This window comes from Bradyrhizobium rifense (assembly GCF_008123425.1).
Taxonomy (GTDB): Bacteria; Pseudomonadota; Alphaproteobacteria; order Rhizobiales; family Xanthobacteraceae; genus Bradyrhizobium; species Bradyrhizobium rifense.
Genome location: NZ_VSSS01000008.1, coordinates 91,516 through 112,133, shown reverse-complemented (window position 1 = coordinate 112,133; position 20,618 = coordinate 91,516). Strand labels below are relative to the sequence as shown.

At 57.7% G+C, this 20,618-nt stretch carries 12 protein-coding genes; 8 read left to right on the top strand and 4 right to left on the bottom strand.

The genetic code is table 11. From position 1 onward, the window contains the following. Positions 1 to 205: 205 nt before the first annotated feature. The 8 genes from FXB40_RS03655 to FXB40_RS03620 all read left to right on the top strand — a co-directional run bounded on the left by FXB40_RS03655 (position 206) and on the right by FXB40_RS03620 (position 14,959). Positions 206 to 1,228, top strand: a complete 1,023-nt coding sequence (locus tag FXB40_RS03655; RefSeq protein ID WP_148770837.1) for a DUF5131 family protein — start codon at positions 206 to 208, stop codon at positions 1,226 to 1,228. A gap of 332 nt (positions 1,229 to 1,560) precedes the next feature. Continuing rightward, a complete protein-coding gene (locus FXB40_RS03650; protein WP_148770836.1) occupies positions 1,561 to 2,787 on the top strand; it encodes an SIR2 family protein in 1,227 nt (408 codons plus the stop codon). 62 nt (positions 2,788 to 2,849) lie between these two features. Continuing rightward, positions 2,850 to 5,522: a hypothetical protein gene (locus tag FXB40_RS03645; protein WP_148770835.1), complete on the top strand. Its 2,673-nt coding sequence runs from the start codon at positions 2,850 to 2,852 to the stop codon at positions 5,520 to 5,522. A gap of 893 nt (positions 5,523 to 6,415) precedes the next feature. After that, positions 6,416 to 8,800, top strand: a complete 2,385-nt coding sequence (gene zorA / locus FXB40_RS03640; RefSeq protein WP_148770834.1) for an anti-phage ZorAB system protein ZorA — start codon at positions 6,416 to 6,418, stop codon at positions 8,798 to 8,800. Positions 8,801 to 8,806: 6 nt separating this feature from the next. Then, positions 8,807 to 9,748, top strand: a complete 942-nt coding sequence (locus tag FXB40_RS03635; RefSeq protein ID WP_148770833.1) for an OmpA/MotB family protein — start codon at positions 8,807 to 8,809, stop codon at positions 9,746 to 9,748. Then, entirely contained in the window at positions 9,739 to 11,118 is a 1,380-nt protein-coding gene (locus tag FXB40_RS03630; RefSeq protein ID WP_148770832.1) for an EH signature domain-containing protein, read from the top strand. The genes FXB40_RS03635 and FXB40_RS03630 overlap by 10 nt, the downstream gene beginning before the upstream one ends. 131 nt (positions 11,119 to 11,249) lie before the next feature. Then, positions 11,250 to 14,120, top strand: a complete 2,871-nt coding sequence (locus FXB40_RS03625; RefSeq protein ID WP_187436645.1) for a DEAD/DEAH box helicase — start codon at positions 11,250 to 11,252, stop codon at positions 14,118 to 14,120. Between the two features lie 2 nt (positions 14,121 to 14,122). Then, positions 14,123 to 14,959 carry a hypothetical protein gene (locus FXB40_RS03620; protein ID WP_148770830.1) on the top strand — a complete coding sequence of 279 codons (837 nt, stop codon included), beginning with the start codon at positions 14,123 to 14,125 and terminating at the stop codon, positions 14,957 to 14,959. 160 nt (positions 14,960 to 15,119) lie between these two features. Here the strand turns inward: FXB40_RS03620 and FXB40_RS03615 are convergent, their stop codons facing one another. From FXB40_RS03615 to FXB40_RS03600, 4 genes are all read right to left on the bottom strand, one after another. After that, complete coding sequence (locus FXB40_RS03615) at positions 15,120 to 16,529, bottom strand: DUF2130 domain-containing protein (RefSeq protein ID WP_148770829.1); 1,410 nt, start codon at positions 16,527 to 16,529, stop codon at positions 15,120 to 15,122. 266 nt (positions 16,530 to 16,795) lie between these two features. After that, positions 16,796 to 18,880 carry an NERD domain-containing protein gene (locus tag FXB40_RS03610; protein WP_246207345.1) on the bottom strand — a complete coding sequence of 695 codons (2,085 nt, stop codon included), beginning with the start codon at positions 18,878 to 18,880 and terminating at the stop codon, positions 16,796 to 16,798. A 299-nt stretch (positions 18,881 to 19,179) separates the two neighbouring features. Further along, the gene (locus tag FXB40_RS03605) at positions 19,180 to 19,779 is read right to left on the bottom strand and encodes a hypothetical protein (RefSeq protein WP_148770827.1); all 600 of its coding nucleotides are present in this window, start codon (positions 19,777 to 19,779) and stop codon (positions 19,180 to 19,182) included. Continuing rightward, positions 19,776 to 20,360, bottom strand: coding sequence for a hypothetical protein (locus FXB40_RS03600; RefSeq protein ID WP_148770826.1), 585 nt, complete (start codon positions 20,358 to 20,360; stop codon positions 19,776 to 19,778). Before FXB40_RS03600 ends, FXB40_RS03605 begins: the two co-directional genes overlap by 4 nt. Positions 20,361 to 20,618 lie beyond the last annotated feature (258 nt).

The following is a 20,618-nucleotide window of genomic DNA, read 5'->3' as shown; positions in this document are numbered from 1 at the left end:
GCAGAGCGTGCAGCACGCTGTTCACAGACAGGCTGCCTGTGGTCGCGGCGGCGTGTTTTCATTTGAGGTTCGGCATTCGCGGATTCATGCCTAGCGGCACAGGCGAAATGCGGGTGGCTTCGAAAGTCGAACTTGTAAACGATGACCGAAGCGTCCTGCTTCACTTCTCAAGAGAGAAGAAACCTCTACCGAACGAGTTCATGCCATGGCAAACAAGACAACAATTGAATGGACGGATACCACTTGGAATCCGGTAACGGGTTGCACGAAGATTAGTGCGGGCTGCGACAATTGCTACGCGGAGCGCTTTTCGGAACGCTTTCGGGGGACGCCCGGACATGCGTTTGAAAGCGGTTTTGACTTGATGCTTCGGCCCGAGCGCGTCGATCAGCCCTTCCACTGGCGCAAGCCCAGGATGGTCTTCGTAAATTCGATGAGCGACTTGTTTCACAAGGATATTCCTGATGCGTACATTTCGCGCGTTTGCGACACCATGGAGCAAGCGAAATGGCACACGTTTCAGGTTCTTACGAAGCGGTCGTCCCTGATGCGTAATTTTCTGAAGTCACGATACGGGGAGGGATCTGGGCCGACCCACATTTGGTTTGGAGTTTCTGTTGAGGACGGCGGCAAGCTAAGTCGCATTCGCCAATCTGCGCACATCGAGCACTTCAATGCCGATGTGGCCAAAGCTTCGGTCGCGGACCGCCTCAAAGCCTGCGACTATATCTTTCTTGCGGCGGACTCGATGCGGGCACGCCTGGTCGTGAACGCGTTGGTCCATCAATATCTCATTCCGGCCGTTCAGTTGGGCTCGAAAGTCCGCGCCGACGAGCAGGGGCAAGTCATCGATGCGTTCAGTGCCATTCGTCCTCTTCGACCAGGTGCCGGATGCCTTTGGTGCAATCAGCTGATCGATCCCAATCTCCTGGCCAAAGAAGCCAAGACGGATGCGGAGCGCAAGGCGCAGGCCTATGGCGTCGAGGAGCCAAACCCCAGCGTGATCAGTCTTAATGCGGTCTCTGCAGGGCATGCCGTGAATGATTTTCTCATGGATTACCTGGGGCTGCGCGCGGATCGCCAGTTGCACTACCAACACATCAATGCCCTGACTGGGAAGCTGCAATTGGTCGAACCGCGTCAGGACGCTGATTGTCCAGAATGCTCGAAGGGCGGGACGCGCTTTGCTCGAGGTGATGGCGCAGATCTGCCCTGTACAGAAGGCTGACGAGCGTCCAGTCGTGTTGATTTAGATCGTAGCCAAGCAATCACACGACAGTCTTCGCGAAAACCTGCGCTTCGATTGTTGGATATTGGTGGGCGATCGAAAGCTTGACGAACCACGATAATCCCTTGAGCGTGTCTATTGGCGCCGCTGGCGCTTCGCGGTTCGAGACTCATCAACCGATGATTGGTGCCCCGCGGTATGGGGTTGGCGAGAGCCTGAGCACATCTGCCTCACTTGGATTGAGGAGCCAATCGTAGGGCTTGACCATTTCGTGGCGTTGATGCTGATGCAAACGCGCAGGTTGCAAGTTCTGGGATTCGGTGGGGGAACGTTTGGCGTCGGTAGATCGCGGGGCGAGCGCTGATGTCTCGATCGAGGATCGAGTCATCAGCCTTGGAGCCGACACGGCAGCAATCCCGGAACGGCTCTTGCTGGCGCACGCCAGGGGGGAAGTGCTGTTCATATGTGGGGCCGGGGTTTCCCGGCCTGCTCTGCCGGATTTTCGTGAACTCGTTCTCGACGTCTATAAGAACCTCGACACGGGAACGCATGCGGTCCTAGAGCGCGTTCCTCGCGGCGCTCACAATCAGTTTGAGGCAGATTGCGACGGTTTGACCGAGCGGCAGTCGGCGGAAGTGAAGCGCTTTATTGGCGGGGATTATGACGTCGTCCTCGGAATGCTCGAACGCCGCCTGGACAACCAGACGCGTGGCGATAGTCGTGTGCGGCGCGAAGTCGCCACTCGTCTGCGTGGGGCCGGAAGTCGGCCTGGTTCATTGCATCGCGCGCTGGTTCGTCTCTCCGACCGGGGTGGACCTACGACCATTATTACCACAAACTTCGATCTGCTTCTCGAGCAAGCAGCCAGCAGTATTCGCCCGAAGGTAAACTCCTATTCACTAGGCTCAATTCCGCGGCCGAGTACGCAGAACGAGTTTGCCGGCATCCTACATATTCACGGTGCGCTTGACCGCGCTCCCCAGCGGTTTTCAGAACTTGTGCTGTCCGATCAGGATTTTGGAGAGTTCTACCTGAGACGGCGTGTCGTTCCCGACTTCATCTATGATGCGGCACGTCTGTATCATCTCGTATTGGTCGGCTACAGCGCAAACGATCCGCCGATGCGGTATCTGCTCAACGCGGTAGCGGCCGACGGCTTTCGGTTCACCGACCTCAAGGAACGATTTACGTTCTTCGGTACGGACGCTCCTGATCCGGTGGCGCTCGAGGATTGGAAGGCGCGCGGCATTACGCCGATTTGGTACGATTCGAACGGTGGTCACAGCGTGCTGCGATCGACCTTTGAGCAGTGGGCGGACTTTTCGGTCGCAAACGGCAAGCAAAGCAAGATTGACGCTGCGATCAAGCGTATTGTTCGCAATAACAGGGTTTCGGCATCTGATCCGGAGCGAGATCTGTTCGACCACCTGGTTAGGCGAGGCAACCCGAGCGAACGGGCGCGGCTCTCGGCCTTGGCGTCTGCGGCGAAAGCCGACGTCGGTTGGCTGGATGCCATCATGAAGATTGGTACCGAGAAGGAACGGGTACGCCGCAAATGAACCCGGCATGGACATATCTCGACGAGCAAGATCGGTCACTGTTTCGGTCCGCGGTAGCATTTTTGGACGATCGCCTGACTGAGTCGGCCACTATTGAATGGGCTGCTCAGCTCGGGTCGGATAAGCGCGTTGAGCGCGCGGCGATCGATCACCTTTTAAATAACCCGAATGGTCGCCTTTCTCGGGAGCCTTGGGCGGCCGCATATCGATTGATCGAGGAGAGTTGGTCCGAAAAACTTGTCGAGCGCGGCTCGTCGTCGTCTATATACAACATTCAGGCAAGGCTTCGTGCCGGCGATCGCTCGGGGGCGGTCATTGCGGCGATCGTTGACCTGGTCGCTCCGCGACTGCGGGTCCGGCCTGTCAGCTCATCTCGCAGACAGTTCACGAATCGAACGCGAGCTCCGACGACCGTTAGCCAGCTTCTGTCGGCCAGCCTTACCAGTGGAGACCTCGTCGATCTGACCGTGCTCGAATTAGGGACGTTCGAGGACGTTCCATTCCTGCGAGCGCTCGCGAGCTCTTTGGAAAGCGCCATCGATCATGGGTTGGATATCGGGCGGCGCATAGGTTGGGATGGGCAGCGCCAGATCTGGCAATTGGGAGATCTGAACCGCGTCTATTACCTCGTTCCTGGCGGGCGAACGCAAGCGGGGCTGGATGACCCAGACGCTTACAACTACGGCATCGCACCTGCGGTGAAGTTGCTCTATGAGGTCGTATCGCGGTTGGGGAGCCTCGATGTTGAATCAGAGTTGGCGTTTGTTCGTCGCTGGCGGCTGACGAGCTCTTTGGTGCACTCGCGATTGTGGGCCGCCGCCGCAAGGAATTCGCGCCTCATACCGCCCGCCGATGTGGCGGAGTTTTTCTCAACGCTGGCTGACGAAAATTTCTGGGACTTGCATGCATATCCCGAGATCGCCGAGCTTCGAGCGGCGCGGTTCGGTGAGCTCAATGCGGCCGCGCAGAAAACGTTAACGGCTCGGTTACTCAAAGGCCCACCAAGACGATTTTGGCCCAAAACGACCGAAAAGAAGAAGGTCAAAGAGAGGCAGCTGCACTGGACAGTGCGGGAGTTGAAGCGGATTGAGTTGGCTGGCGTTAGCTTGCCACCCGATGCGAAGCGTTGCCTGGATTCGAACGTCGTCAAATTTCCTGACCTGGCCGGAATGTCAGGTGAGGCAGGTTATCCCGAAGGGGTTCAGGTCAGAGAAGTTTCTGCTGATCCCGACAATAGCTATGACGATCTCAATGGCGTTCCGAGACTGCGCGCGCTGGAGACAGCGCTCGGAAGTGAGCGCCGCAGCTTGAACAATGATCCATCTCAGCGCGCCGACGACTGGCTGAGGCTGCCTACAAAGACGTTGCTTGTGCTTGACGATCTGGAAGTTGCCGACCGAGGCGGCAGCGAGTTTGCGCGAGTGTGGGATCGCTTTGGGTGGACTCATGCGCCTGGGCAGCCAGACGCAACTGGTGCTGTGCACGGCGATTCACAGCAGGAAGCAGAGCGCGTGCTCGCCCTCCTGGTGCAGTTGTCCGAAGCAACAATAGCTGTAGCGGTCGACGGCATCAGCAGCTGGTTGGAGCGCTGGCGCTTTCAGGTCGTCGCCTCGCAGCAAGGTTTGGCCGCATGGAAAAAGACATGGCCAGCCGCCGTCGCAGCGACAAACAATCAGGCGGAAAGCGAAGACAAGCCTAATCTCAGCGTCACGGCGACCGCGACGGATCGTGAACCCAGAGATTTGGACACGCTCAACACGCCGGCCGGCAGACTTGTTGGGGTGTTTCTTGTAGCTTGTGCGCCGCTCGAACAAATTGCCGTTCCGTTCGCTCTTGGTACGGACGCCCGCCAAATGCGTGATGCGCTCATTGTGGCCCATGGTCGCAGCGGCCTCATTGCACGACACCGACTGATCCAGGCGCTCCCTTATTTTCTGAAGGCCGATCGTCAATGGACCCACGACAATCTCGTGGCTCCGCTGCTGAGTGAGGAAGTGTCCTCCTTAACTCTCTGGCGAGCGGTCGCTCGCGCCACGCGCTTCAAGGACGTATTAGAGGTTATCGGGGATGCGATGGCCCAGCGGGCCACAGACCGTAGGCTAGGACGGCAAATTCGCGGGCGGCTAGCCTTCAGCGTGGTCGTTGAGGCACTTCACGCATTCCGCGAACAGCGGCCGCCCGTGCTGCCGAACGCGCGCATCTCGCAGATGATTCGAAATCTTGACGACGAAGTCAGAGCGACCGCAGCAAATTCGGTGCAGCAGTTTGTCGCAGAAATTTCCGCCAAGCCAGGCCGGAACGGAGAACAAAGCACTGTCGAAGAGTTGTTCCGATCTGCTGCCGTCCCATTCCTGAGAGATGTGTGGCCGCAGGAGCGTTCGCTTTCGACGCCAGGTGTAAGCAAGGCGTTCGCCGATCTGCCAGCCACGTGTCGCGAAGCATTCGCGGAGGCTGTTAGTGCGATAGAGCGCTTTTTGGTGCCCTTCGAGTGCTGGTCGATGCTCGATTACGGCCTTTATGGAGAGCAAAACGGCGTCAAGAAGCTTGCTATAATCGACAATGAGGCAAAGGCAAGCGCGCTGTTGCTGTTGTTGAATCTTACCGTTGGTACATCCGAGGGGTCTGTCGTCCCGTACGATTTGACGGATGCTCTCGACCAGGTTCGCGTCGTAGAGCCGCGTCTATCGGAGAGCATGAGCTATCGCCGTCTTTCGACGGCGGCTCGTCGCGTGTGATAGGCGTCGTCGCTGGTGATAGCGGTGGTCCAGGCATGACCAAGTGGAGGCTTCCGGGCGGCGATTGGGGTGATTGATACGCCAGAGGATGCGCTGATCATTGGGCGTGGCGAGACGGCGCAAGAGAGAGTGACCCGTGGTGGGCGGCGACTTAGTTTATCGCTGAAGAGCAGCTACTTAGTTGGTTAGGAGGCAAGATATAAACTTGCGACTTGCAGGTTATGAACCCGGCGAGGTACGAGTCGCTCGGTTCCAGTAGGGCTGGACTGATAAGGTTTTGAGAGTTTCCTTAACAGTCAACAAACTGCCTCTGTTTGCGACCAAACCCTATGAGTGCTGCATCAGGCGGGCAGCTGATCCAGTAATGCCGGCGAAAGGGTTGCCAATCACTCGCTCCCTCGCAGCGAGTTGCGTGGACAATGCCGGTACTAGACATGGCCCCGTACAATCACGGATGCAAATGAGGCTATCTCAAGAGGATTGGCCGGCGGATAGATGCCAGCTTCCGAATAGACGGTACGTCCTCTGGACCTCTCGGTCCCGCTATTGATGTCCGTTGTAACGTCCGAGGCACAACCCATGGCTGGCAACCGGCTACCGCTTGAAGTCACAGGCCATAGCCCACGTGAGCGCGCCTGCGTCCAACTTTTCCGGGATTACGCGAGTTGACCGCGGTTGCGCTAGGGACAATACGTAAGTTGCGATTGCAGCGGCCCGCGAAGCCTTTAGAACGGACAGCAGATGCCGGCAAGCACGTTCACCAATTGTTCGATTCGTGAGCGGTGCTTGAGCTCACTTTCTGCAAATCCGCAAGCGTGAGAGGGCCATCATTCAAGGATCGATGAGCACGGGGTATGCGCTTCGGTCCGGAATAAGTTCTGGGGGCGTTTTTCTTGATCTCGAGTGCAAAGCTGGTTTGGTCGCCAATCATCAGGGCGCCGATTCTCATCGGTATCTTTGTTGCGTTCTACGTGATGTCAGGTCATCTGCCTCTCATCGTAGAGCACGCGAATCCTATTTTAGTTCGCGAGGTCCTGGAAGAAGTCACTCGAAGCAACATCGACAACGTAAGCCGGCCCGAGTTTGCCTACGCACTTGCATCAGAGATCGTGCGCTGTGCCATCGCTATCGCGTTCGCGCTCCTTCTGGGGGACGTGGTTCCCGTTCGTTTCCTCCTATGGCGTGCCCGTCGCAAGGTTGAGAAACTGAAGGACCAGAAGGAATTTGAGGCCAACTACGACGCACTTAACCAGTCGCTTGCAATCGATCCGCTCATCGGTGCCGCTTGGTTCGCCTATTCAAAAACCCAAGTCAGCGAGAAAGTGAACGGTCGAGTCATTCGGTTTTCGACGGTCCGCCCCCAAAGCTTCTTCAATTCCGGCCTCGCGCGCGAACACATGTTCAGTCTGCGCCTTATGCCTAGCATTCCGGGCTATTTTGTTGGTCTCGGTCTGCTCCTCACGTTTATTGGGTTGGTAATCGCGCTCTCGAAAGCTTCCCACGGCACAGGCGCCTCCGCGAACGACATGACGCAATCTTTGCGCGAGCTTTTGAACGCCGCGACCTTCAAATTCTCTACGTCCATTGCCGGCCTCTTCTCATCAATCGCTCTGAGCATGTTTTTTCGGTCGTATGGCATCCTCATCGATATGGGGTTTGATCGTTTCTGTCGAGCACTGGAGGCGCGCACGTCGGCCGTTTCGGCCCAGGCGTTGGCGATTAAAAATTTAGACCTTGGCCAGCAGCAGCTTCTGCAGCTGCGCGAGATGAATACGGATCAGTACTTTCAGAAATTGGGGGCGGCGATCGCTCCCACAATCGGAACAGCAGTCGCTCAAGCTGTGGAGCCACTCTCGAGAACGCTCGAGGCTACGGCCACTCAGATGGAGAACGCGACCAAGACTGGAACTGAGGGGCTTCTGGAGCAATTTAGCGAAGTAGTCCAGGGCAGCGCTGGACGGGAATTGCGCGAGATATCGGCCGCACTCGCCAGCAGTGGCGAGGTAATTCGGGCTATGCAGGAAAAGCTGGCTTCGACAGGGGACGCGTTCGCGACAAAGATCGAAAGCGCGACCGACAACTTCGCGCGTCTGGTCGCGGATGCTACCGAGAAGCTTTCGCAATCTAGCATCGGCGGAAAGGAAGCCGTCGAGCATGCGGTCCAAACCCTCACGTCGGCTGCCCAGGAAGCTCGGCATCTGGTCCAGGCTAGTACAGAAGCTGCGTCGAAAAGCGCTACGGGAATCATGGAGGAAGGTCTGCGGGACGTGCTGGCCAAGGTCGGAAGCCAGATGGATGGATTCGGGCGGGTCATGTCGAGCCTTCAGGACGTGATGACGCGGGAATCCGCTGAAGCTGCCGCCCGATTTCGTGAAGTTATCGAGAAGCTGGCGAGCTCGACGGCCAAGGCTTCCGAAGATGGCGCCGGAGCCATCCGCTCGGGCATTGGGGATATGCTTGACGGTGTCCGGACCGAAGTCGCGCGCGCGGCGGAGGGCTTCCGCGTGGCCGAAGAGGAAATGCGTCAGCGCTCTCAAGAGCAGATGGAAGTGCTCCAATCGCACATGCGCAAAGTCACCGAGTTGGCGGCGTCCGAGGCGAACGCCTCAGTGGATCGCTCGCGCGCCGCCCTCGATGGGGTCATGGAGGCCGCTTCCAAGGCCGCCTCGCACACGGCGGAGGCGTTGCGCTCGGGGATGGGTGAAGTCCTTTCCACTATGCGTTCCGACGTTGAGCGACTGTCTTCCACGTTTAAGGAGACGGAATCCGCCATGAGCCGCCAAGCGGAAGGCCTCCGCCTGAGCACTGAGCGCTCCGAGAGCGTCGCTCTTTCATTTGGAAAAGCCGCGGAGGCAGTTGCGGCGGCAACCCAGCCACTTGTGCACGCCTCGTCGCAGATCGCAACATCAGCTCAAGAGATGTCGCAGTCACTGCGCGCCTCCGTCGTCGAGTTGCACGAAAGCCAAGGTGCAGCACGACAGCTCGCAGAGTCGCTCCTCGTCCAACACCAGGCACTCCAGAAGCTCTGGAGCGAGTATTCCGCCAAGTTCGAACGCGTCGACGCGTCTTTGGCGGCGGCCGTCGCTTCGATCATCGAGGAGTCGAACAAGTACCAAGAGTCCATCAAGGACTTCGTCGGTCAAATCGACACCAACTGCGGGCGCGCCATCACTGGTCTGTCAGGAGCGGCGGCAGCACTGGAGGCAAACACAACAGATATTGCGGAGGCATTACAGGACTTTCTTGGCAGGATCGCGCAGCGAGAGGCAGCGGAGTAAACCGCGATGAGCGAGATCGAACTAGACGCGGGGTCAAGTCACGAGGCGGAGGACGAAAACTACTTCATCTCCATGACCGACATGATGGTCGGAATGCTATTCTTGTTCATCATTATGCTGATGATGTTCGCGCTCAACTTCAGGAAGGGTGACGAGGATGCGGAACGCATCCGTAACTGCCTCCAGGCAGTCGTCAACGAAAACGCCGCATTAAGCGCCGACGTCAATACGAAGATTGCGTCGGTCCAGCAGACGATCCGCGGGCCGATTGAGGCACTGCAGGTCGCGGCCGACCAGCGTCAGAAGCTTCTCACTGACATTAAGTCAAGACTGGAGGCGGAGGGCATCCAACAGGTCGAGATCGACGAGCAAAATGGTGTGGTCAGGCTGTCTGAGCGAGCCATCCGGTTCGATCCGAACAAATCCGATTTGGACCCGGCCGCGCGGGACAACGTGGCGCGTATAGCGCGCGTGCTTGAGCCGATCATCCAGCGCTATTCAGCCTGCCAAGACGGAGCGACGGACCATTGCTCCGGCCATCGCGGCGCTGTGCTTGAGACGGTCTTCCTGGAGGGGCACACTGACTCCACGGGAGTGGCCGACCCAGTCCAACGTGATCGCAACAATTGGCAGCTGTCGACGGAACGGGCAACCAACACCTATCGTGAAATCCTCGCCGATCAACCCGAGCTGCGGCAGTTCCGGAACCGGCGTGGTGAGCAGATCCTTTCGGTCGCGGGGTACTCTTCCACACGTCCAATCACAGCGGCAGATGGCAGGGACTTCTGGGCCAGAAACCGCCGCATCGATCTCCGGTTCGTGATGGACGCTGAAACCAAGTACGGCATCGACGACATTCGCGCGATCAAGACGCTCAACGACGAGATCCGACAGCAAATCGAGCGCATGGCGCAACTCAATCAGGAGGGGACCTCTCGATGCCGCTGAAGGCAGCCTTGGAGGACCTGCGGACGTTTCGAAGCTTTCGCTTCGACGCTCCTAAGCAGCTCGCTACTGAGGCCGCGGCAAGCGCCATACGCCCGCCAACAGAATCAGTCGAAGTTCGTGCTCCGCCCGACCTCGACGAGATCGCGGAGCGGATCAGACGCGCGCTCATCGCAGGATTGTCGCCGTACTCGTCGGACATGCTCCGCGCTCCCTGGTGTGTCTGGGACGGCGTGAGTCCGTTGGCGGATGAGCCCGAGCTGCTCGATCGATACCTACGCCTCGTGGAAGCCCTTTCGCGCAAGTCGCACTTCCGTAGGCTCGCCGGTGCCTATGCCGTGCGGTTCCCTGAAGATTCAAAGACGCTGCAGGCTGTGGCCGAATGTCTCGCCCGGCTCGCGCCCAAGTTCACCGGCGCTTGGTCGGCCGCACATCAATCGTTTCGTATCTTCGATGCCGCAGAGGCGCCGGCTCGCGTAGCCTCGGCTGCTATCGTCCGACAGCTATCGCCATCCGAACTCCTATCCATTGAAGGTATCGGCAACCTAGCTGCGGAGGCGGGGTTAGCCGAAGCGGCATTTGCGGCGGGACTTCGCCACATCGCAGCCGCCGAAATGCAACCGGCCCATCGGCTAGAAGCCGTGTCGTCCTGGTGCGGCAAGAGAAAGGGCGGCGCGCCGTTTGAGAGGCATCGCGGACTAGTGGCTGACGCTCTCGTACTGCCTCACGCGGGCAACATGCCAGAAAAGCCCATCCGCGACCGCATGCTCGCGTTTCTCCTCGGAAAATTCGGCGATCCGAGGACGCGCCAGGCAAAATGGTCGCCGATGAACTGCACAAATGTCGTCAAGCGCTGGCTCATCGAGCAGTCATTGCGGCAATTTCTCGATGTCGTCGACGAGATCGCACTGGAACGACACTGGAAATACCGCAGGGCTTTCTGGACCTCCGTCTATGACAGGAACCTCATCTCCGACGCGTGCGTGATTTTCGACAGGGCCGGAGCCGCGCGCGCTCGTCGGATGTTCGATGGCGAAACGCCCTACTCAATTTGGAGCAAGGGTGGAAGCAAACCGATTGAGCGCGGTCACTCGTGTCTTCTTCTGCGCATCGGCAACGGGCTAGTCGCCGAATGGAGCCACAACGGAAGATGCAACATCTGGCACGACGCTCAAGATCCGAGCGCGCCAGAACTTCATTCCGAAAGCTACATGTCCAACGACGTAATGGCTCCGGCTTCCGATCGGCGTTGGACAAGGCGCGCATACAATCACGTGGCGCCGGACGGCTACAGCTGGCAGAGCAAGGTGGCTGACGAAATTTTTGCCCTTACTAACACACGGATCATGCAGAGCGAATACACGGTGAGATAGGAATGAGCGCGAAGTTTGTTTCGACATGCGAGAGCGAACATGTCGCTGTACGGCTCGTCCAACCACGAACTCTCGGAATCGGAGCTCCGAAGGAGCTCGGCCAAGACGCGTGGGCGTCTGTCGGAGACCGGTTGCAGCCCATCGCTCGCCGCCTAATCGCGCTCGTGCGAGATAAGGTCGCAACCTGGGACGGAAACAAGCTTCTGATTCCTAATGACACGGCCGCCGAATTCACTTCGTCGTTTGGCGGTACGATCGGACTGCCTGGTCCCGCACCAGTAATGGTGGACGTCTCATTCGCGGGCACCCTAAGTAGCGACCCCTCTGTTCGCCTCATCTGGAAAGACACGAGCTATTTGATCATTGACCCGCAGCGGATGGGCATTCTGTTGCAGTGGGGCGGCAGGTCTGGCGTTCTTCAAGGAGCGCTCCTCCAACTCGTCGCCGCAGCCGAGGCGTTCAACGCCGCTGCGCAGAAGCCAATCGAGGAAAGGGTGGAGAAGTGGGCCGCCGTCACGGCCGCGCTCGCCCGGGTCGACCCGGCCATGGTCGAAGCTGATGAATTTACTAGGAGCTTCACTGTATTTCAGGCTGGCTCATTCTCGCTCGATGTCCGAGACGTCCCCGGCTCGCTAGACTTTGTCCCCGTACTTATGAGCCGCAGCAAAGCCAGGTCTCTGGACGACAACGCCCCGGCTCTCGATACAGACGGCGAAGCAGACCAGAACCCATTCGACGAATTGGTCGACGAGGAAGCAAATCGGCTTTTAGCTGCGACCGACCAGACTGCCTTCCAGCGTGCCTTCGAGGGCGAACACGAAGTCAGCCGGGCTTATCGGTTACGCCGCACGACGTACGTACTGATCGATCCGGATCTGAGGGGCGCTTTAAGAATCGTCAAGACTACTCGTTCGGCGCCGGATGCTCAGAAGCGAGAATTTGTCAAAAACCCGCGCGCAGCCATCGCGAAAGAGCTCGGACTTGGAGCGTCCGATGGCCTCTCCAACGCGCTATTCGTGGAGACCCGCCAATACTCCGACCGGGTGACTGGACTCGGGCTGTGGGAGCGCCCCGAGCTATCGTGGTTGTCGAATTCCTCCACGCAATGGCTGCCCGAACGATTTCCGGTACGAGTGGGCGACTCTGAGATCGAGGTCACACGGGAGGAAGTCGAGAAGCTGCATGAAGCGTGTCGTCAGGCCGAGGTGGAGAAGCGGGACAACGTCGCTTTCAAGGGCGTCGAGATCCGCGTAGAGCAGGCTCACCAGATACTCGGGCAGGTGATCGGAAACGCTGCTACGGACCCTGATTTGGCTATCTCGACTGATGCGGGAGATCGGTCGGGTGGAAACGAGAAAGACCAGCACAATCACAAGGGCTCGTTCGTCGTCCAGATTAAGACTAACTTCAAGGATGTTAGCTACGAAGCGACACTGGTACCACGGCGCGCCTTCGTTGAAACGGCCCCACCCACCGAACGCCTCGGCAGAAATGCTTTCAAGCCGCACCAGACCGATGGCTTCAAATGGCTGATCCACTCTTGGCTTGCCGGCTGGCAAGGTGTTCTTCTTGCCGATGATATGGGGCTCGGAAAGAGCTTCCAGTCGCTGGCGTTCCTCTCGTGGATTCGTAAGAACTCTGAAATTCAAACGCGTAAGAAGGGTAGCCGATCGCTTCCGATCCTCATTGTTGCTCCCACCGCCCTCCTCCAAAACTGGATCAAGGAGGTGGGACTGCATCTCGCGTCAGATGCGCTCGGACCGAACCGAGCAGATGTCTTCGGATCAGGCATCCGGAAGTTTAGAAACATGGAGCAAGCTACTGCAGACATCGAACCGCTAGACTGGCGCAAGATCGCTGACCACGACTGGGTATTGACGACTTACGAAACCTTGGCCGACAACCACGTGGCTTTTGCGAAGATAAAGTTCTCCGTTGCGGTCTTTGATGAGATCCAGAAGATCAAGGAGCCGGGCACCCTGAACACATGGGCGTCGAAGGCCATGAACGCGGACTTCGTCCTTGGGCTGAGCGGCACACCGATCGAGAATCGTATCGAAGACCTGTGGTCGATAATGGACCGCGTGTCGCCGGGCCTACTTGGAGATCTTCAGACATTCTCCAAGACATATCGAGATGCTGACATAGACCGGTACCGCGCGCTGTCCGACCTTCTTCTGAAGCCGAGCGCGAGCGCGCCCTCGATCATTCTGCGTCGGATGAAGGAGGACGTGAAGGTCTCGCTTCCGAGCAAGACAGTTATCCCATACCCTGTCGAGATGCCGCCGTTACAAGCGAAGCACTACGACGACGTGGTCGAGAAGGCGCTGGCGCCGGGCGAGCGTAATCGAGGTGCTATGCTCGAGACCGTCCAGCGATTGCGAGGAATCAGTCTATTCCCAGGAGACCCCAGCAAGTTCGACCTGACTAAGCGCGAAGATTGCCTCGCTTGGATTGGTCAATCAGCAAGGCTCGGGAAGACCTTTGAGATACTTAGAAACGTCCAACGCCGCGGCGAACGTGCTCTCGTCTTCGTCGAGCATCGCGCCATGCAAGTGATGTTGGCAGAAGCGATCGCGACGGATATGGGCATTCCCCGTCCCATCATCATTAACGGCAGTACGCCGGGGGCAAGACGACAGGCCTTTGTGGACGATTTCGAGGAGGGGCGTGAGGCTTTCGATGTCATGATCCTCTCGCCAAAAGCTGCTGGTGTCGGCCTGACAATCCTGTCTGCGAATCACGTCGTTCATCTTAGCCGGTGGTGGAACCCCGCCGTCGAGGACCAGTGCAACGATCGCGTTTACCGCATTGGACAAACCAAGCCCGTGAGTGTTCACGTGCCCCTAGCGCGGCACCCGAAGTGGGCAGACAAATCGTTTGACATGTCACTAGATCGACTGCTCGCCAAAAAGCGTGAGATGTCCAAAGGCCTATTGGCTCCGCCGGTTTCCGAAGCTGATCTCGATGAGGTCTTCGACGACCTCAGGAAACCTGCCTAATCATGCAGGTCTTTGCCAAGAGGTGCTACGAATTTGATCCCGTCCGCTGCCCCGTCGCTTCCTTCGGAAATCACGGTAATTCCGAAACGCTCATCGCCAAGTGGGGGCCGGGAGACCTTCTGGTCTTCGTGGGCACACAGGGCGAACCAACACTATCCGGGCAACGGGGGAGACTTCTCGGGCTCGCCGAATTCGCGCCCATCGCGGTGGCCACCGAGGATTTCGTCGATCGGTCCACGTTAGGTGCCCACGATCTTAATCCCGACGGAACCTTCGTCCACCCGAGGGCGCTGCCGATACTGCGCGCGTGGCGCTTCGACGATCCCCGCATGAAGCTCATCGACGTCTTGAAGGAGCAACTTACCTACGAGGCAACGATACGCGCTGTGCTTCTCGACGCGGACGACTCCGCCACGGTACTGGCGTTGCCAAGGACTGAGATGATCCTACCGCGGACCGAGATGCGTCTTGCCGCCACCTTTGCGAAACCAACTACTGGCCCTCGTCCATCTGATTGGTCCGGAGAGATGTCCAGAACCGCCGCCGTGACCGCCTACACCTATGCGATGCGTTTCGGCAGTCGGGACCTCTGGAAGATCGGCCACGCACAGGACCTCGCCGCAAGGCTTCAGGACATTAACAAGCACATTCCGCACGAGATTCTCGGCGAGAAGTGGGGCCTAGTCATGCAGCAAGAGTGGCAGTCTTCGGTCGCCGCCTACGAGATGGAGCAGCGAGTGCTCGCGCGACTTCAGATGCATAGGGCCGAGGGTGAAAGGGTGCTTTGTCCGGGCGCGGTTCTTATCGCTGCTTGGAGATCCTCACTGCGTGAGAATTGAGAAGAAAAGCTAGAACATCGAGCTGCTACCGCACCCTAGGTCGTCGCCCAAGCCAGCAGCGCCGCCTGTACCCCGACCCCCCGCCTCGGGCGCCAACAGGATAGTGCGCTCGCACCGCGCGGCAAGCCAATTGCGGTTCCACTTCGGTGCAAACGGCCATTTATTCGGCAGCTTCAACCGCTGGCGCTTTGAGCTCCGCGAACTTGGCCGCCATCGTCGGATTGCCTCGCGTCAGCTTCTTAATCGTCACGTCGTGGGCCTTGTCGTTCGCCAGGCGCAGGTTGCGGTCAGCCCCGATCAACGCATCTTTTGTCTTCTGCAGATGGTCGATGGACTTATCAATCTCGTTGATTGCCGTCTGGAAATTCCTGGAGGCAAGGTCGTAATTCTTGGCGAACCCGTTCTTGAAAGTCTCAAGCTGATTCTCAAACTGCGTAATATCTATGTTTTGCGCCTTAACGAGCGCCAGCTCCGTCTTGTATTTCAAAGAGTTGGTGGCCGCGTTTCGCAGTAGCGTGATCATTGGCAGGAAGAACTGCGGCCGGATGACGTACATCTTCGGAAAGCGGTGGAAGACGTCGACAATACCCGCATTATATAGTTCGCTGTCGGGCTCGAGCAGTGAGACCAGGACGGCGTACTCGCAACCCTTCTCGCCGCGATCTCGGTCAAGTTCCTTGAGGAAGTCCTCGTTCTTGCTCTTCGTGGCTGTTCTATCGCTCTCGTTCTTCATCTCGAACATAATGGAGATGATCTCGGTGCCGGCCTCGTCCGAGTCGCGAAAGATGTAATCGCCCTTGCTGCCTGTCCGCGCGTCGTTGTCTTTCTCAAAGTACGCCCGCGGAAAGGCCATCGAGCGCACCCGGTTGAACTCGGTCTCGCAATGCTGTTCTAGGGTCTCGCCAACCATCTTGGTCGAGAGCCGGGCCTTCATATCCTTGAGGCGATCGATCGTGTCGTCGCGATCCTTGATCTGGGTCTCGTACTTGTCTTTGAGCGACTGTTCAGAGAGCTGCTTTTCAAGCTGAACTTGCTTTATGCCGCTTTTCAGCTCATCGCGCTCTTTTTCAATCGTGCCGACGGCCTCGGTCACCGCGAGCTTTTTCTCAAGCTCGATAGCGTCGAGCTTTGCCTTCAGCACTTGGATTTCTTCATCCTTGGCAGCAGAGACCTTGTGCAGCTCGCCGGCCAGCAGGGCATCGGCAAGCTCTGAGGCAGCTTTCTTTTCGCGCTCGGTCTGGGCCAGCGCGTTCGCGAGCGTGTCACGCTCTTTCTCCACAGTACTGAGGGCTTCAGTAACGGCGAGCTTGCGGGTTACTTCACTCGCGTCGAGCTTGGACCTCAGCTCGAGGATCTGCGCGTCCTTGGCGGCGGCGGTCTTCTGCATATCGCCGCTAACAGTCGCCCTGGCCAATTCCACAGCGTTCTGCTTATCGCGTTCGGCCAACTCCAGCCGTTCATGCAGCTGCTTTTCAAAGTCTACGTCGCGGACCTGCTTCAGAATCTCCGCATAACCGGATTCGTCGACCTTGAAGGCTTTGGCACAGTGGGGACAGATGATCTCGTGCATGGTTCCTGCCCGAAGAGGTGGCTGCAGTTGTTGTCTCGAAGGCTTTGGGCGAATCTTGCCCGACCTGGCGGTTCGGGCGGACTCACTTGGCCATGAGAACAAAATTAGAACAAGCCGGTCCAAGCGGTCAAGCGACGCGCAGCGCCCCCGGGTAATTTCAGATGAAAATCCCCCGATTTTTCAATGTGGCGAGGTTAGTGGTGCAGAGCCCGACACTTATGTGCCTACCTCGGGAGCTACAAAGCGCGGTGTCCAGAGCGAGTGCGTCACTTGGTGCGAGGCTGGGCTTTCCGCCATTTTCGGTCGGCCTCCCGAACGGCTTGTCGTTCCATAAGTTTTCTCTTGTGTAGATCGGAACGCGAGCTGGCTCGTTCGATGAACCCGTATTCGGCGGAGAAAAGTCGCCCCATGCTCATAACAGGCGTGTCTTTGTCCATTATATCCGTCACCGCGACCGCAGTCTGTTCGCCAAGATCGAAATAAAACGGTGCGCAGCGCGTCCGTGCGATTAGGTCCTGTAGTGCTGAGGGCTCTTGGAGATAAGAGAGAAAGTCGGCTGGCTCGGGTTTGTCCCCAAGCCAGAGCGATGTGGCAGAGTTTCTGCGTTTGGTTGTCGCTGGTTCACGCGAGTTGCCGAAGAAACGTTTAAGAAGAGAAACGTCCGTCATATAGACGCCATTCCGCGCGCCGGTCGCTGCGTACGGCAACGAATTCAAAATGCAGGAGACGATAATCTTGTCCTTTGTCTCGATCCCGGATACGTCGCGAACCATGTCAGCATGATCGTGCAATGCGGTAGCCAAACGGGCGACCTGATTTACGGCAGACTTCATCTCTAAGGCAAAATAGTAAGCTGCCGCCGGATTATGGCCCGACAGCGTTCGATTCTTGCATTCGAAGACGAAAAGATGATCGCCCCATGGCACGACGACGTCGTACTCGAATTCTTCTCCCTCGATCTTCAGCTTAAATGCTGTTGCCGCTAGTCCCTGACTCGTGAAAAAGCGCAGCATTTCCTTTTCGAAGGCCTTGCCTTTGCGCGCCAACTGCTCGCCTTGTCGTCCGACGGCAGAAAGCGTTACGCGACCAGCCTCGCAATATAAGATCGCGGGGCCAAAGAGCATCAGCGAACCATCCCGCATCCTCATGAGCGGTTGGTCGAAAAGATCACGGCTCGTTTTGCGTAGTGAGGTTTGGTCAATGAAGATGTCGGCGGTTCCATTCCTCAGGCCGACTCGTTCTAGGAGTGAGCGCAAATCGCTGCGGGAAACGATGTGGCGCAGTCCGTCTTTACCGAGCGCCCGGTAACGCTCGCCGATTACGCTTTGCAGCGTGGAATATCCGCGGATCCATTCGATAAGTCTCAGGCCACACGGGCGCTCTTGGTCCTCAAGGATGAAGTAGCCGAGCACGTCGCTGAGCGAAATACATGAATGGCCTTCCTCCGGCGACACGTACCCCTTCGGCGGTAGTTCAAGAGCACCGTCTATCCCTGAGGCCCAAGTCTTCAAGTTGGTATTTTGCAGCAACCCATGGTACGTCCGCGCCAGCTGATCGGAAAGCCGTACATTGGCGTAGTAATCGTGCGCCTCTTCAGGCGTAACGAGCTCGTACTTAATTGCCTTTGCGGCATCCTTCGGCACCCATTGTGGCGCGGGGGCACCCAGAGTTTTCAATTCGCCACCAAAGTATCTACAGCGCTGCTCCAGGCGTTCCCAAAGCCGCCATGAAGCGGCCAACGATAGTGTGGCGGTCATCTTGTCATTTTCATCACCCGTGGGGTCCTGCGATGTTGGTAAGATAAGGAATCCCTCGTCATCGAACCAAGATTGCTGGTAGCCTAGCAACATCAAGGTCATGGTCGTGATGTTGATCAAATTGCCGAGCGCGCCGTCCGGATTATACGATGTGCCATCCCGACGTCGTACGCGGAAATGGCTCAATTTTATGCGTCTTCGGCGCGCCAAGTCGGCTTGGAATTCCTTCATCATCTCATCGAATGCATGTGCCGACCAGGCTAACCCAGAAGCAGCTTGGACCTCGGGTGCTAATTGGGCGGCATGTGTCCGGGAGAGGCTCCGGAGTATCTCCGCATAGCCCTCCTCGATATGATGACCAAGCGCCTTGAGTTCGTCGACTTTACCCGCCCAATCGAGGCCAAGATGCTTCAGGAGGTGCGCTTCGAGGTTCTCTAGGAACGCATCACGAGCCCGACTTCGAATCGGATCAAGGCGCTTCTGTATAAGGTCGCTGCTCCGGCGAAGAAGGCCGAGAAGCTGAGTTGCGCAAGCTTGATCCAATAAGAGCGTAGAGAGGTGCTGCTCAAGTTTGCGCCAGTCTAAGTTCTTCAAGGTCGTCTTGACGATACTCTCGCTGAGGGTTCGGGTAGACATTGCGAAGCCGACTACTCATCATCATGTCGATCCCAACGGGCTGCTGGGCGAGTATCCATTGATTGACCAGCCGTAGTAGCTGTCACTGCTTGAGGTCAACATCCTCGGTCAGCTGATCGTGCGGAGTCAAACATCTTCTGAAAGACCTCGAAGTGATAGCACTCGCCGACGACAAACCCTGCGTAGAGGAGAGCCCGGCGGCCAGGATTATTCCAATTGCCTTCACGAAGGTTACTCCAACCCTATGAGCTGATTGATCATAGGCTGCCCTTTTCTTTGGCGCGCTTGGACTGCTCAAACAGGGCGTTCAGTGGCTTGTTCTCGTAGATGATCTTCCATCGCGCCGTGGATTGGTCATCGGCAACGATGCCTAATTGGATGCTTAGTTCCGGTGTGCTGTAGTTTGAGTACCAGAAGGTGCGGCCGGATTGGATTCCCGACACGAAGTATCGTTGTTCGGCGTAGATCGAATCACCGAGCCGGTGTGTCTGAGCGGGTTTGCCATATTTTTCAGAAAGAATTCCCTGCAGCGCCGAATACCGACTGATTACGCCATTCCCAAATGGATCATTGGCGAATGGCTTACTGATAATGACGATCCGGAACAGTTTGTCGTTAAAACCATAGGATCCGTAGACGATTTCTGCGTCAGCAACAGCTTGTGGAAGCTTGGTGAGCGCAGCTCCTTTGCCAAAGCTGTCGTCCGGTCCTGAGCCAAGCTCGACGCCGAGCTTCTTGGTATCATCCTGGCTTTGACCCCACTCAAGCCCGAGGGGCGCTTTTCCTGTTGATTGGGCTGAGGCAGGAGCAGCTACTAGGACGCCGATCGCAACGTGGGCACTACATAGAAATTTCATAGCGCTTCCTTATCGCCCGCGGCCTTGCCGGGCGGCAGTGGGGTGGCGTTCTGCTTGTCGACCGAAATTGTCGGTAGGATTGGGAAGCCGTGCTTGGCTGAGTAGAACTTCAGGCGAAGCTCCGACACCGCGATCTCGTCCGTCTCAGCCTTCATGAGCGCGAGACCCTGCACCAGGCCACCGCTGTACCGCTCCGCACCTTTGCGCGATTCCGCGGCCCGGGTTTGGGCCTGACTGAGTTCTTTTAGAATATCATCCAGTTCGGCGTCGGATGCAGGTCGTGCCGCGTCGAAAGGTGCGCGATAAGTTAGGTTGATGCGCCGGAGGAGGGCGGTCCGCTTCTGCCCGAGCATTGCATCCGTCGTCTCCAGGATCGCAATGCGGACATTGATCAAGCCGACGATGAGTCCGCCGCTGTACCTTGTGGCGAGCTCTTTGGCGGCGCTGATCTCCGCGCTTACGGCTGCGCGATCACGGTCGATCTCGACCGTTGCTGTTTGAGAATCTTCAAGAAGAACTCCGACCAACGCCCCAAGCACGAGAATTGCGACGGCCATAATCGCAATCAGCGTATTCTTCATTCGACATGCCCCGTTCGGTCGAGCCGGGTGCGTCTCACCGAGAAATGCCTACCAGGCGACGCCAGCCCATTCTCAAAAATTCTGATCAACGCTCCATCGGGAGCCCCCAACTCCCATTTGAAAGGAACGGGGCTTGGGCGCAATTATACTTTTTACCACCTGCCGGTTGCAAGCCGGTCGGATCGAGGCCGACTACGGCCGGGTAGATCAGCGCTTCAGGTAATCCCTGGAAGTGCGAGGTAGTCCGGTTGTCCCGTC